12 protein-coding genes are annotated in these 12,932 nt (G+C 71.9%); 4 read left to right on the top strand and 8 right to left on the bottom strand.

Annotated features, from left to right (window positions below; translation table 11 throughout):
* Positions 1-189: 189 nt before the first annotated feature.
* The 7 genes from fbaA to ACFVDP_RS26880 form a co-directional block, all read right to left on the bottom strand.
* Positions 190-1,221, bottom strand: a complete 1,032-nt coding sequence (gene fbaA, locus ACFVDP_RS26850; RefSeq protein WP_383494639.1) for a class II fructose-bisphosphate aldolase — start codon at positions 1,219-1,221, stop codon at positions 190-192.
* Positions 1,222-1,433: 212 nt separating this feature from the next.
* The gene (pyrE, locus tag ACFVDP_RS26855) at positions 1,434-1,988 is read right to left on the bottom strand and encodes an orotate phosphoribosyltransferase (RefSeq protein ID WP_383494642.1); all 555 of its coding nucleotides are present in this window, start codon (positions 1,986-1,988) and stop codon (positions 1,434-1,436) included.
* Between the two features lie 24 nt (positions 1,989-2,012).
* Entirely contained in the window at positions 2,013-2,801 is a 789-nt protein-coding gene (locus ACFVDP_RS26860) for an aldose 1-epimerase (protein ID WP_383494645.1), read from the bottom strand.
* Positions 2,802-2,837: 36 nt separating this feature from the next.
* Positions 2,838-3,620: an SRPBCC domain-containing protein gene (locus ACFVDP_RS26865; RefSeq protein WP_383494648.1), complete on the bottom strand. Its 783-nt coding sequence runs from the start codon at positions 3,618-3,620 to the stop codon at positions 2,838-2,840.
* A gap of 292 nt (positions 3,621-3,912) precedes the next feature.
* Entirely contained in the window at positions 3,913-5,445 is a 1,533-nt protein-coding gene (locus ACFVDP_RS26870; RefSeq protein ID WP_383494651.1) for a polyamine aminopropyltransferase, read from the bottom strand.
* An 87-nt stretch (positions 5,446-5,532) separates the two neighbouring features.
* Positions 5,533-6,057 carry a DUF2617 family protein gene (locus tag ACFVDP_RS26875; protein ID WP_383494654.1) on the bottom strand — a complete coding sequence of 175 codons (525 nt, stop codon included), beginning with the start codon at positions 6,055-6,057 and terminating at the stop codon, positions 5,533-5,535.
* A gap of 405 nt (positions 6,058-6,462) precedes the next feature.
* Complete coding sequence (locus ACFVDP_RS26880) at positions 6,463-6,780, bottom strand: hypothetical protein (protein WP_383494657.1); 318 nt, start codon at positions 6,778-6,780, stop codon at positions 6,463-6,465.
* Between the two features lie 186 nt (positions 6,781-6,966).
* Here ACFVDP_RS26880 and ACFVDP_RS26885 point away from each other — a divergent pair, with 186 nt between their 5' ends.
* From ACFVDP_RS26885 to ACFVDP_RS26900, 4 genes are all read left to right on the top strand, one after another.
* On the top strand, positions 6,967-7,404 hold the full coding sequence (locus tag ACFVDP_RS26885; protein ID WP_383494660.1) for a hypothetical protein: 438 nt from the start codon (positions 6,967-6,969) through the stop codon (positions 7,402-7,404).
* Positions 7,404-9,554 (top strand): tetratricopeptide repeat protein, encoded by a 2,151-nt coding sequence (locus ACFVDP_RS26890; RefSeq protein WP_383494663.1) that lies wholly within the window; start codon positions 7,404-7,406, stop codon positions 9,552-9,554. The genes ACFVDP_RS26885 and ACFVDP_RS26890 overlap by 1 nt, the downstream gene beginning before the upstream one ends.
* Positions 9,555-9,578: 24 nt before the next feature.
* On the top strand, positions 9,579-10,763 hold the full coding sequence (locus ACFVDP_RS26895) for a pyridoxal phosphate-dependent aminotransferase (RefSeq protein ID WP_383494666.1): 1,185 nt from the start codon (positions 9,579-9,581) through the stop codon (positions 10,761-10,763).
* 221 nt (positions 10,764-10,984) lie between these two features.
* On the top strand, positions 10,985-12,157 hold the full coding sequence (locus ACFVDP_RS26900) for a hypothetical protein (RefSeq protein ID WP_383494669.1): 1,173 nt from the start codon (positions 10,985-10,987) through the stop codon (positions 12,155-12,157).
* A 12-nt stretch (positions 12,158-12,169) separates the two neighbouring features.
* On the opposite strand, the gene ACFVDP_RS26905 is transcribed toward ACFVDP_RS26900, so the two are convergent.
* Positions 12,170-12,706, bottom strand: a complete 537-nt coding sequence (locus ACFVDP_RS26905; protein ID WP_383494672.1) for a YbjN domain-containing protein — start codon at positions 12,704-12,706, stop codon at positions 12,170-12,172.
* Positions 12,707-12,932 lie beyond the last annotated feature (226 nt).

Raw genomic sequence — 12,932 nt, forward strand, 5'->3', positions numbered from 1 at the left:
GGGCCCTTGTTTGTGGTGCCTCCCTCCGGAAGGAGGGAGGTCCTGCGCGGGGGGGGGGGGGGGGGGAGGGGGAACGGGGTGGGTGGGGCAGCAGGAGGGGGGGTGGGCCGGAAACTGGGGGGGGCCCGCCCCCGGCCGTGGGCTCGTTCTTCGTCCGCGGCCCGGTGGCCGACGACGACGAACCCCGGGTTACTTGATGCGGGTCCCCGTCGAGCGCAGGCTCTCGCAGGCCTCGACGATGCGGGCGGTCATGCCCGCCTCGGCCTTCTTGCCCCACACGCGCGGGTCGTACGTCTTCTTGTTGCCGACCTCGCCGTCGACCTTCAGGACGCCGTCGTAGTTCGAGAACATGTGGCCCGCGATCGGCCGCGTGAAGGCGTACTGGGTGTCGGTGTCGAGGTTCATCTTCACGACGCCGTTCTCCAGCGCGGTGCGGATCTCCTCCAGGGTGGAGCCCGAGCCGCCGTGGAAGACGAAGTCGAACGGCTTGGAGCCGGCCGGCTTGCCGTACTTCTCGGCGATCCCGGCGTTCAGGTCCGCGAGGAGGTCGGGGCGGAGCACGACGTTGCCCGGCTTGTACACGCCGTGCACGTTGCCGAACGAGGCGGCCAGCAGGTAGCGGCCCTTCTCGCCCAGGCCCAGCGCCTCGACGGTGCGCACCGCGTCGTCGACCGTGGTGTAGAGGTTGTCGTTGATCTCGTGCGAGACGCCGTCCTCCTCACCGCCGGTCGGGGTGATCTCGATCTCCAGGATGATGTGCGCGGCCTTGGCCTTGGCGAGCAGCTCCTGGGCGATGTCCAGGTTGTCGGCGAGGGTCTCGGCCGAGCCGTCCCACATGTGCGACTGGAACAGCGGCAGGCCGCCGGCCTCGACGCGCTTGGCGGAGATGTCGAGCAGCGGGCGCACGTAACCGTCCAGCTTGCCCTTGGGGCAGTGGTCGGTGTGCAGCGCGATCTTGACGCCGTAGTGCTCGGCGGCGACGTGGGCGAACTCGGCGAGCGCCTGCGCGCCGACGACCATGTCCTTCACACCCTGGCCCGACAGGTACTCGGCGCCACCGGTGGAGATCTGGATGATGCCGTCGGACTCGGCCTCGGCGAAGCCCTGCAGCGCCGCGTTCAGCGTCTGCGTCGACGAGACGTTGATGGCCGGGTAGGCGAACTTCCCCGCCTTGGCCCGGTCGAGCATCTCGTTGTACTGATCCGGGGTTGCGATGGGCATCTGCCGTCTCCTCGTGAAGCGCGATTGCGGGTTGAGGTTGTTCTGGTGTCCTGACCGGTGGTCCGACCTCACCAAGCACCATGGGGTGACATCATCGTCGGCCCCATCTTTCCAGACTTGTGCGAATGCTCCAGTCCGGGGAAGGCCCGGTTCTGCGGGACGTACGTCCCGGGGCGGTCGGGACCTGGTGGGGAGGACCTGGCGGGGAGGACCTAGTCCAGACCCAGCTCGTCCTTGGAGAACGCGAAGAGGTACGGGACCCCGGCGCCCTCGGTGATCTTCTCGGCGGCGCCGGTGGCGCGGTCGACGATGGTGGCGACGCCGACGACCTCGGCGCCCGCCTCGCGCACCGCGGCCACGGCCTCCAGCGGGGAGCCGCCGGTGGTGGAGGTGTCCTCGACGACCAGCACCCGGCGGCCCTTGATGTCGGGGCCCTCGACGCGGCGCTGCATGCCGTGCGCCTTGGCGGCCTTGCGGACGACGAACGCGTCGAGCCGCTCGCCGCGGGCGGCGGACGCGTGCAGCAGCGCGCCGGCGACGGGGTCGGCGCCCATCGTGAGACCGCCGACCGCGTCGAACTCCAGGTCCTTCGTGAGGTCGAGCAGCACCTGCCCGACGAGCGGGGCCGCCTCGCCGTCGAGGGTGACGCGGCGCAGGTCGATGTAGTAGTCGGCCTCGAGCCCGGAGGAGAGCGTGACCTTGCCGTGCACCACGGCCTTGTCCTTGATCTGCTGGAGCAGGGCGTCCCGTACGTCGTTCGTCGTCATGCCTATGAGCTTAAAGGGCCGGTTTTACGGCCGCCGCCAGGTCCAGGTGGTGCTCGCCTCCAGCGGGTCCACGGGCGTGACCAGGCGCGGGGCGGTGTTGAGCCCGTTCGGCGGCCCGGTCTGCGGCTCGACGCACACGGCGGCGTCCTGCTCGTCGTAGACGACGACCCACGGCTCACGGCTGGTGACGTTCACGGCGAGCTCGCCGGGCCAGGTCAGGGTCACGTCCACCCCGTCGGGCATGCCGAAGCAGTCGTCCCAGGGCTGCGGCTGTACGTCGATGCGCTCGCCGGTGGGCAGATGGTCGTCGCCGCGCCGCTCCTGCCAGGCGGCGTCGAAGTCGATCCGCACGTCGCTGTCGCCGAGCCGCCGGTTGAACCAGGGGTGCCAGCCGACCTGCGCCGGGAACGAGTCGCCGTACGTCTCGATGCCGAGCGTCAGCGTCAGCGCGTCCTCGGTGAGGGCGACGACCTGGGTGACCCGGCCGGGGTGCGGCCAGGGGTCGGTGAGGTCGTACGTGAAGACGGCCTCGGTCGCCGTCGCCCGCGCCGTGGTCCACTCGGCGTCCCGGGCGAAGCCGTGGATGGCGTGCGGCGGGGAGTTCAGCGGCATCTGGCGGACGTGGCCGCCGTCCCTGAACCGGCCGTCCGCGATCCGGCCGCACCAGGGCACCATCGGGAAGCAGCCGTAGCGCTCGCCCTGCCGGAGCAGCTCGGTCCCGGCGATCCTCAGACTGCTGATGCGGCAGCCGTTGCCCGGCGCCACGGTCACTTCCGCGTCGCCCGCGGTCAGCGTCGTTTCCTGTGTCGTCACGACCACTGACCCTATGCGGGGCGGGGGCCGGAGCGCTCAGCGGCGCCTGCGCAGGGCGCGGCCGACCACGATCGCGGAGGCGACGGCGAGGGCGGCGGCGGGGGCCGCCCAGCGCAGGGTGGCGCTCGCCGTGGTGCCGGCCGGGGCGGGCACGGGGGCGTAGCGGCCGCGCGGCGGGGAGTGGTCGACCTCCTCCGCGCTGCGGCCGATCATGGTGCGGCGGGCGTGGGCGGCGGCCGGCTCGGGGGGCAGGTCCGTCTCGTCCTCGCCGGGGTCGAGGTCGGCGTCGGGGTCGAGGGACGGGGGCGGCACGTCGGTCTCGTACACGGACAGCTCCGGCCCGACTTCCAGAGCCTCGGGGGTCTCCGGCGGCTCGGGCGGCTCCGGGTCGCCGCCCGGTTCCCGGCCCGCCGTCGCGAGGTTCTCCGCGAAACGGTTCAGCAGGCGCTGGGCCGCCGATTCGACCGCGTCGGCCGGGAGTTCGGCGACGCGGCCGTCGCCGGTCGCGTCGCCGGTGAAGGTGAGGGTGGTGCCGCCGTCGGTGGCCGCGGCGCGGGCGGTCAGGGTGAAGGTCACGGCGCCGGTGCCGCGGGCCTCGACGGCGTCGCCGGCCAGCATGGACGAGCCGTCGGCGGTGCGGTCCACCGTGATGCTGCCGCGGTAGGTGATGGTGTGTCCGCCGATCCGGACCTTGAGGCGGCCGCCCTCGCCGGCCGCGTCGCGCTGGAACCCGGGCAGGGCCCGGGCCACCCGAAGGGGGTCGCTGAGCACCGCCCTGACGGACTCCGCCGGAACCGGAACGAACACCTCATGCTCCATGGCAGCCGAGCCTATCGACTCCCTGCACGCCTTGACCCGTGTTCGCCCCAGCGAATGGCGATTCGTCGCCGGGTACCGGCCGGTGGGGGCTGGTCGCGCAGTTCCCCGCGCCCCTGGAGCGTGCGCTTCGCGCTGCTGTCCGTCGTCGGGTGCCGGCCGGTGGCCTCTTCTCGCGCAGTTCGCCGCGCCCCTGAGGCATGCGCTTCGCGCGGCCTCCCCTGGGCGAGCGGAGCTCGCTTCCAGGGGCGCGGGGAACTGCGCGACCAGCCACGACGCGACCCGCACACGACGTCTATTCGGTGCCGTAGCGCGGGTGCACCAGGGTCGACGGGGCGTAGGGGCGGCCGGGGTGGATCACCCGGGCGGGCCCGGGCGACGGGACCCGCAGGCCGCCCAGGACGAACCCGGCACCCCCACCGCCCCGGTAGGAGACGACCCGGAGCCCAGCCGACCGCACCGTCTCGGAGACGGTCCAGAACCGCCCGGAAACAGGCCCCCCGTGCACGACGACCCGCCCGGAGGGCCCGAGCACCCGAGCCACAAGCCCGTAGAACTCCTGCGAGTACAGCTTCGTACTGCTGGTGAGCGCCGGATCGGGCAGATCGCAGATCACGACGTCGTACGGCCCCCCGAGCGAGCCACGGCCCCGCAGCAGCCCGAACACGTCCCCGGTGACCACCCGCACCCGAGGATCGCTGAGCGCCCGCCCGTTCAGCGCGCTGAGCCCCGGATCGGTGCGCGCGAGCCGCACCACCTCGGGGTCGGAGTCGACGACGTCGACCTGCCGCACCCCGCCGAAGCGCAGCACCTCGCGCGCCGCGACCCCGTCACCGCCCCCGATGACGAGCACCCGCGCCCGCGGCCCGCCGCGCAGGGCGGGATCGACGAGGTCGGCCCGGTAGCGCGCGGCGTCGTCACCGCGCACCCTCAGCCGCCCGTCGAGGTAGAGGCCGAGCGGCCGGCCGCGCTCACCGCCGGTCAGCACGACCTCCTGCACCGGGCTCTGCACGGCGACCCGCGCCTGCGCGCCGAACATGGCGTGCCGCGCCGCCCGCTCGAAGTCGTCGACGAGGACCCAGGCGGCGGCCAGGACGGCGAGCACGGTGACATTGGCGACGAGCAGCAGCCAGCGCCCCCGCCGGCTCAGGTCGCGCCGGAACAGCCCGAGGACGAGCGCGCCGCCCGCCACGGCGTTGACCGCGCCGGTCAGCAGCGCCCCCGTCAACTGCCCGAGCAGCGGCAGCAGCACGAACGGGAAGGCCAGGCCGCCCACCAGCGCGCCCACGTAGTCGGCGGCGAACAGATCGGCGACCGCGCCGCCGGGGTCCTGCCGGCGGATCCGCTGGATGAGCACCATCAGCAGCGGCACCTCGGCGCCGATCAGCACCCCGATGGCCAGCGAGAAGGCGACCAGCAGATATCTCGGCCCGTCGCCCCAGACCCCGCCCCAGCCGCCGGTCCAGGCGAACACGGCGTACAGGGCCATGGCACTGCACCCGCCGACCAGCGCGAGCAGGGTTTCGAGCATCCCGAAGCCCGCCGCGGCATGGCAGCGCAGCCGCTTGGCGGCGAGGGAGCCGAGGCCCATCGCGAAGACCATGACGGACAGCACCACGGACGCCTGGGTGACCGAGTCGCCCATCAGGTACGAGGCGAGGGCCACCAGTTCGAGTTCGTACACCAGTCCGCAGGCCGCGCAGACGAAGACGCCCGCGAGGACCAGGAACCGGCCGGTGCCCGGCTTGACCGGGAGCGGGGCCCGCCCCGGCTCGCCCCGGGACCGCGGGACCCCCGAGTGCGGGGCAGGGGCGTGCGGATCGATCACTCAGGGAACGCTACGTCACCATGCAACTCCGGCCGGTCACCCACACGTGTGGAAAACGCGTGCACAGGCATACCTCCGGCGCACGCCCTAGAGCAGTACGGGGGCGGACCGTCGCACACCCACCCGGGTGCGGGTGGCGACGAGTTGACCGTCCTGCGGGTACGCGTGCCAGGTGCGCCAGTGCACCTGGCCCTCGTGCCGCTGGGCGAGCATCGCGGTGAAGGCGTGCGGACTGCCGGGGAAGACGCCGGCCAGTCCGTTCGGATGGTCGGACACGAGAGCGAGCAGTTCCTGCGCGCGTCCCGCGAACTGACCTGGGGTCAGGTCTTCGACGCGGGCCGCGAACTCGTACTCCCAGTCGCCGACGCGCTCGGCGACACCGAGCGGCAGCGGGGTGCTGCTGCCGGGGATACAGGCCACGGTCTCCGAGCAGCTGCCGTTCTCCTCCTCCAGGAGCACCTGGTGGGAGGCGCCGAGCAGCCTCAACTGGAGCGTGGCGCCGGACAGTTCCAGATCGAGGGTGGCGAGCGCGGGGAGCGGCTCACGGCCCAGGGTCCAGGCGAGGTCGTCCGCGCTTGTGTCGGTGTAGGCGGTGTTCAGGGTCGTGAGCATGGGTCGGCTCCGCTAGCACGCAAAGGGAGGTGGGGCCGGCTGTGTCAAAGGGACCGGCTCGTGCCCACGCGAACGCTGTGAATATGCGGTACGAGGGCTGAGTTGACGGTTAAAAGGGAATCATGGGCGATGGCGCCGTCACAGCGTTTTTACCCAACTTGACGGGGTTTCCATCCCCCCGGGCGCTGCACAGCTCAACTGTTCAACTTCCACGGGCGCCGGAATGCGCCCGGCGCACACCCTTCGGGTTCTTCCTGGACATATGTGCGGGCATTTGTCCGGGCATCGGAGCGGGCATCGGAGCGGCCCGGCATGCCCCCCCGGCATGCGGACGGCCCGCGTGGACCGACTGCCCCGTGTCAGTCGTCTCCGCGCGGGCCGCCCGCTTCCCCGTGAGCGGCGGCGTCAGCTGCCGCCGCCGCACCCGCCCCCGCCGCCGCACGACGAGCCGCCCCCGCAGGAACTCCCCCCGCCGCACGAGTGGCCGCCCCCGCAGGAGTGGCCGTGATGGCCGGACGACCCCGACGAGCCGGACGAGCACGAGGCACCGCCGCCGCTGCTCGCGGCACCGCCCCCGGCCCACCAGCTGCTGCTCGATCCCCGCGAGCGCTTCTTCTTCTTCAACGACGTACTGGGCGCGCGGCCATTGCCGCCCGCCTTGGCCGTAGCGACGACGATGGCGACGACCAGCGCCACGAAGACCACGATGAAGACTGTTCCCATCACCGGTCCTCCTTTCCCTTCCCCCGAATCCCCCGAGGGGCGCCCCGTGCGGGCGTGCAAGGGGGATGCCCGTGCGCGTACGCGGTCAAAGCAGAGTTGAGGAACTCCAGAGCTTCGGGAAACGGAAGCCCTACGCTTGGCCTCTTGCGGCTGCGGAAGCCGGGGACCGGGGGATCGGGGGATCTCATGGACGTTGAAATCGTGCAGTTGATGGAGCAGGCCGGGCAGTATCTGGCTCCGGCGGTGAGTGCCTACGGGGCGGCGGTGCTGACCCGCGCGGAGACCGCGGCGGCGGACGGCACGGCGAACGTGGGGCGCCGGATCCTCCAGGCGGTGTGGCGCCGGCACGACGAACACGGCCGCGCCGAACTCGAAGCCGCCGTACGCGATGTGGACGAGGCCCCCGACGACGAGGACGCGGCGGCGGCACTGCGGCAGCAGATCAAGCGGGCACTGCGCGAGGACGCGGAGCTGCTCGCCGAACTGGCGAGGCTGCTTCCGGTGCGCGGCGAGACCGTGAACGTCACGGCTTCCGGTGAACGCTCCATCGCCGCCAAGTCCATCAACAACGCCGTGACCGGGGACAACGTCACCATCGGTGGTGACGGGCGGGCGGATGCCTGATGCCTGAGGAGGGCGACGCTCAGGCCTCAGGGCCGAGAGCCATCGCCGCGCAGGGCGACATCGGCGTGGCCATCACCGGCGACGGCGCACGCGTGGTGATGGTGCCGGCGGAGGCGGTGCGCTGGGCGCGGGAGGCGGACGCTCCGGCGGGGGCCGGGAATCTCCCCGGTTCCGCGTCCGGGGTGTTCGTGGGACGGGGGCCGGAGCTGGCCGAGGTGCGCCGTCTCCTGACGGGTGCGGGCGAGGCGGCGGTCACCCAGCTGTCCGGGACGCGGGCGATCCACGGCCTCGGCGGCATCGGCAAGAGCACCCTGGCCCTGCACTACGCGCACCGCCACCGGCAGGACTACACGCTGGTGTGGTGGATCACCGCCACCGATGTGGAGCAGATCGTGAGCGGCCTGGCCGATCTCGCCCTGCGCCTGTGCCCGCAGTTGGCGACGTCCACGGCGGGCTCACCGGAGCGGGCGGCGTGGGCGCTGCTGTGGCTGCAATGGCATCCCGGCTGGCTGCTCGTGTTCGACAACGTGGAGGACCCGGCCGTCCTGCGCCACTACCTCGGCGCCCTGCCCGACGGCCACCACCTGGCCACCAGCCGCATCGCGACCGGCTGGCACTCCATCGCGCCCACCATGGCACTGGGCCTGCTCGACGCCGACGCGGCCGAGTCCCTGCTGTGCACGCTGGCCTTCGGCCCCGACCACGCAGCCGACGCGCAGCAGTCCCGGGACGCGCGGGCCCTCGCCGCCGAACTCGGCCACCTCCCGCTGGCGTTGGAGCAGGCGGGCGCCTACCTCCACGAGACCGGCACCTCGCTGAGCGACTACCGGAAGCTGCTGGGCCGCGTCATCGACAGGGCGTCGGGGGGCATCGACCCGGAGCGCACCATCGCGCGCGTCTGGGAGCACACGCTGCTGGCCGTCGAGCGCCGCAATCAGCAGGCGGTGGCGATGCTGAGTGCGATGGCCTGGCTGGCCCCCGACGACATCCCCCGCTCACTGCTCGCCCCACTGTGCCCCGACGCGCTCGACCTGGGCGAGGCACTGGGCGCACTGCACGCCTACAACATGATCACCTTCGGCCCGGATCGTCAGAGCATCGGTGTCCCCCGCCTCGTACAAACGGTGCTGCGTCACCGCGATGCCGGAGATGAGGAGCATGGCCGTGGGACCGCCGAGCAACTCATCCAGCAGGCCTCGGTCGAGGCGGACACCAACCCCTCGCAGTGGGAACGACTCCTCCCCCACGTCATCGCACTCTTGGAATCCGCGTCGGCCCACAACATGCCCTCCGCCGAAACCACAGACGCCTACATCGCCGCGGCGGAGTACCTGGAGGACCAGGGGCGGGACGTGCACACCATTCCCTTGCGCACAACCATCCTCGCCCAGCGTGAGCAGGCATTGGGAGACGCTCATCCCCTGACTCTCGCCAGCCGCAACAACCTCGCGAGCGCCTACGAGTCGGCGGGGTATCTGGAACGAGCCATCCCCCTGTACGAAACCAACAGCGCGCAGGCCGAGCAGGTTCTGGGCGACACCCACCACAACACCCTCACCAGCCGCAACAACCTCGCCCACGCCTACCGGATGGCGGGGGACCTGGAACGGGCCATCCCCCTGTTCGAGGCCACCCTCGCGCAGTCCGAGCAGACGCTGGGCGACACCCACCCCCAGACCCTCACGAGCCGCGACAGTCTCGCCGGTGCCTACCAGGCGGCAAGAGACCTGGAACGAGCCATCCCCCTGTACGAAACCACCCTTACCCAGCGCGAGCAGGTAATGGGCGACACCCACCCCAACACCCTCACCACCCGCAACAACCTCGCCAACGCCTACCAGACAGCAGGGGACCTGGAACGGGCCATCCCCCTGTATGAGGCCACCCTCGCGCAGTCCGAGCAGGCACTGGGCGACACCCACCACAACACCCTCACCACCCGCAACAACCTCGCCAACGCCTACCAGAGAGCAGGAGACCTGGAACGAGCCATCCCCCTGTTCGAGATCACCCTCAGCCAGCGCGAGCAGATCCTGGGCAACAGCCACCCCCAGACTCTGGCCACCAGCAATAGCCTCGCCCGCGCCCGCCAAGCCGCACAGCACCGCAAGCCCGAGCAGCCCCCGCCAGACGTACTCCCCGCAAGTTGATGAACCCCCACCCCCCGGCGCAGGATGACGCCCATGACCTCCCGCACCCGCCCCCTCCTCAACCGCCGTCTCGCCGAGTTCGGGACCACGATCTTCGCGGAGATGTCCGCGCTGGCCGTCTCCACCGGTGCCATCAATCTCGGGCAGGGCTTTCCCGACACCGACGGGCCCGAGCAGGTGCGCGAGGCCGCGGTGCGGGCGTTGCGGGACGGGCGCGGGAATCAGTACCCGCCGGGGCCCGGCGTGCCCGAGCTGCGTAGCGCGATCGTGGAGCACCAGAAGCGCCGGTACGGCATCGGGCTGGACGCCGACCGCGAGGTGCTGGTCACCGCGGGCGCGACCGAGGCCATCGCGGCCTCGCTGCTCGCCCTGGTCGAGCCCGGCGACGAGGTGATCGCGTTCGAGCCGTACTACGACTCGTACGCGGCGAGCATCGCACTGGCGGGCGGCACCCGCGTCCCGGTCACCCTGCGCCCGCACGAGGGCAGCTTCCGCCTCGACCTCGACGAACTGCGCGCCGCGGTCACGCCGCGCACCCGGCTGCTGCTCATCAACACCCCGCACAACCCGACCGGCACCGTCCTCACCCGCGCCGAACTGACCGCGATCGCCGAACTGGCCGTCGAGCGGGACCTGCTCGTCGTCACCGACGAGGTGTACGAGCACCTGACCTACGACGGCGCCGAGCACATCCCGCTCGCGACGCTGCCGGGGATGCGCGAGCGGACCGTGACGATCGGGTCGGCGGGCAAGACGTTCTCGTTCACCGGGTGGAAGGTCGGCTGGGTGACGTCGTCGCCGGAGCTGGTGACGGCGGTGCGCTCTGCCAAGCAGTTCCTCACGTACGTGTCGGCCGGACCGTTCCAGTACGCGGTCGCCGAGGCGCTCGCCCTTCCCGACTCCTACTTCTCGGACTTCCGCGCCGACATGACGGCCAAGCGGGATCTGCTCGCGGCGGGGCTCGCCGACGCCGGGTTCGGGGTGTTCCGGCCGCAGGGCACGTACTTCGTGACGACCGACATCCGGCCGCTCGGCTTCGACGACGGGTTCGCGTTCTGCCGGGCGCTGCCGGAGCGGTGCGGGGTCGTCGCGATTCCGAACGCCGTGTTCTACGACGACCGGGAGGCCGGGGCGCCGTTCGTCCGGTTCGCCTTCTGCAAGCGGGAGGCTGTGCTTGCGGATGCCGTGGGACGCCTGAAGTCGCTGTAAGAGGTTGTCGGTCGACTGACGGCCGGTGGGGGCTGGTCGCGCAGTTCCCCGCGCCCCTGAGGCAGGCGCTTCGCGCCGCCTCCCCTGGGCGAGCGAAGCTCGCCTCCAGGGGCGCGGGGAACTGCGCGACCAGCCACGACGAGAGCCGCACCCGGCACCAGCCCGCACCCGGTCGGAGCACCCGAGTCGCGGCGGCGGCACCCTCATCGCAGGGTCGGGATGTGACCGAGCCGAGCAGCATCGCCGTACTTGACGCCCCCTCAGCCACCGTAGCCCGGCCCCGCACGACGGATTCCGCGCTGCGCGCCCTGGCCCTCTTCGTCGCCGCCCGGCTGACCGGCATGACCGCGCTCGCGCTCGCCGGCGACAAACCCTGGACGCTGCTCGGCCGCTCCTGGGACTCGCTCTGGTACCTCGGCATCGCCGCGAACGGCTACGGCGCCCGCACCCTGCACCCGGGCCCCGGGCTCCTCTACCAGGACCTCGCCTTCTTCCCGCTCTACCCGGCGCTGATCCGCGCCGCGCACACGCTGCTGCCGGTGCTCGGCGCCGGTGCCTGCGGTCTGCTGATCGCCTGGGCCGCGACGGTCGCCGCCGCGCTCGGCATCCACCGCGTCGGGCTGCGGCTGCACGGCCCCACCGTGGCGACCCTGCTCGTCGTGCTGTGGGGGGTGCTGCCGCACTCGGTGGTGCTGTCCATGGGCTACACGGAGCCGGTGCTCACGGCGCTGGCCGCGTGGTCGCTGTACGCGGTGCTGACCGGGCGCTGGGTCTGGGCGGGCGCCCTGGCCGCGCTCGCCGGACTCGCCCGGCCGAACGGTTTCGCGGTCGCCGCCGCCGTCCTTGCCACCGCCGCCTGGGAACTCTTCCGGCGGCGCGGCCGCGTTCCCCACAGGCTGTGGACAGGCGCGCTGCTCGCCCCGGCCGGCTGGGCCGCGTACGTCCTGTGGGTGGGGCGGCGCGAGGGCGATCTGCTCGGCGGGTACTTCGCCGTGCAGCGGGCCTGGGGGTCGACGTTCGACCTGGGGCTCGGTTCGGCGCGGTTCGCGAAACGGATGCTGCTGCGCGGGGATGTGTTCGTGTTCCCCATGGCGCTGGTGATCGTCGCGGCGGGCGTGCTGCTGTACGCGCTGCTGCTCCTGGACCGGGCCCCGCTGCCGCTGCTCGTGTACAGCGGTGTGCTGCTGTCGATCGCGGTGTGCGGGTCCGGCTTCTTCGAGTCGAAGCCGCGCTTCCTGCTGCCCGCGTTCCCGCTGCTGCTGCCGCTGGCGTGCGCCCTGGCCAGAACGGCGAGAACCCGGCCCGCGCAGGCCCTCCTGGTGGTGGGTGCGCTGGCCGGGCTCTCGGTGGCGTACGGGACGTATCTGCTGGTCTACGCCCAGCGGCCGCTGTAGCCGGAGCGGTGCCTACTCGGCGTCGTCGCCGGGCTTCTCGTCCTCGGCGGAGTCGACGTCCGTCTCCAGACCGAGCTGCTCCACCAGCCAGCGGTCGAACTCGATCGCGGCGCGCACCCAGCTGACGGTCGACGACACGAAGTGCTCCAGGGAGACTCCGGTGCCGATCAGCATCTGGGCCTCGCCGATGAGGCGGACCGTGCCGTCGTCGTGGGTGTGGCTGTAGACCTTCGGCCACAGGGTGCGGCGGTTCCAGTCGTCGATCGACTCCAGGAGCTGCGGCTTCACCTCGATGCCGTGCGGCCGGTCGTAGAACGTCCGCACCGAGAAGACCTGCTGGTCGTCCTCGCCGCGGAACATGAAGTACGTACGGAACTCTTCCCACGGCGCGGCGAGGTCACCCTCGTCGTCGATGACGTGCTTGAGCTCCATCTGGTCGAGCAGCTGCTTGACCAGGTCCTGGTCGGGAATGACGGGGCCCGCCGGTCCCGCCCCCTGCTGCTGAGGCTGTCCCCCGAAATTCGGAATCGAGGACGGGTCGATGCTCACGTGCTTGTTCCCTTCGTATGGATGCGGCCATCCTCTCCCAGAGGGGCCCCCTTGGGGCAAGCTCGGCTTCACGCCTGCCGTGTCCTGTTCGCTCCCGGCTTGCGGGCCGGTGGCCGCGTCCCGGGGGGGTTCCCCCGCCCCCCCAACAAACAAAAAGCGCCCCCCCAGGCGGAGGGGGATGCGCCAACAACCACAAAAAAAAACACAACCCCAACCCACAAAAAAA

Origin of the sequence: Streptomyces sp. NPDC057694, assembly GCF_042799415.1 — a bacterium.
Classification (GTDB): domain Bacteria; phylum Actinomycetota; class Actinomycetes; order Streptomycetales; family Streptomycetaceae; genus Streptomyces.

What these genes read in the sequence shown, in the direction of transcription:
- fbaA (WP_383494639.1), bottom strand. Translation starts at nt 1,221, where the DNA reads ATGCCCATCGCAACCCCGGATCAGTACAACGAGATGCTCGACCGGGCC.
- pyrE (WP_383494642.1), bottom strand. Translation starts at nt 1,988, where the DNA reads ATGACGACGAACGACGTACGGGACGCCCTGCTCCAGCAGATCAAGGAC.
- ACFVDP_RS26865 (WP_383494648.1), bottom strand. Translation starts at nt 3,620, where the DNA reads ATGGAGCATGAGGTGTTCGTTCCGGTTCCGGCGGAGTCCGTCAGGGCG.
- ACFVDP_RS26875 (WP_383494654.1), bottom strand. Translation starts at nt 6,057, where the DNA reads ATGCTCACGACCCTGAACACCGCCTACACCGACACAAGCGCGGACGAC.
- ACFVDP_RS26880 (WP_383494657.1), bottom strand. Translation starts at nt 6,780, where the DNA reads ATGGGAACAGTCTTCATCGTGGTCTTCGTGGCGCTGGTCGTCGCCATC.
- ACFVDP_RS26885 (WP_383494660.1), top strand. Translation starts at nt 6,967, where the DNA reads ATGGACGTTGAAATCGTGCAGTTGATGGAGCAGGCCGGGCAGTATCTG.
- ACFVDP_RS26890 (WP_383494663.1), top strand. Translation starts at nt 7,404, where the DNA reads ATGCCTGAGGAGGGCGACGCTCAGGCCTCAGGGCCGAGAGCCATCGCC.
- ACFVDP_RS26895 (WP_383494666.1), top strand. Translation starts at nt 9,579, where the DNA reads ATGACGCCCATGACCTCCCGCACCCGCCCCCTCCTCAACCGCCGTCTC.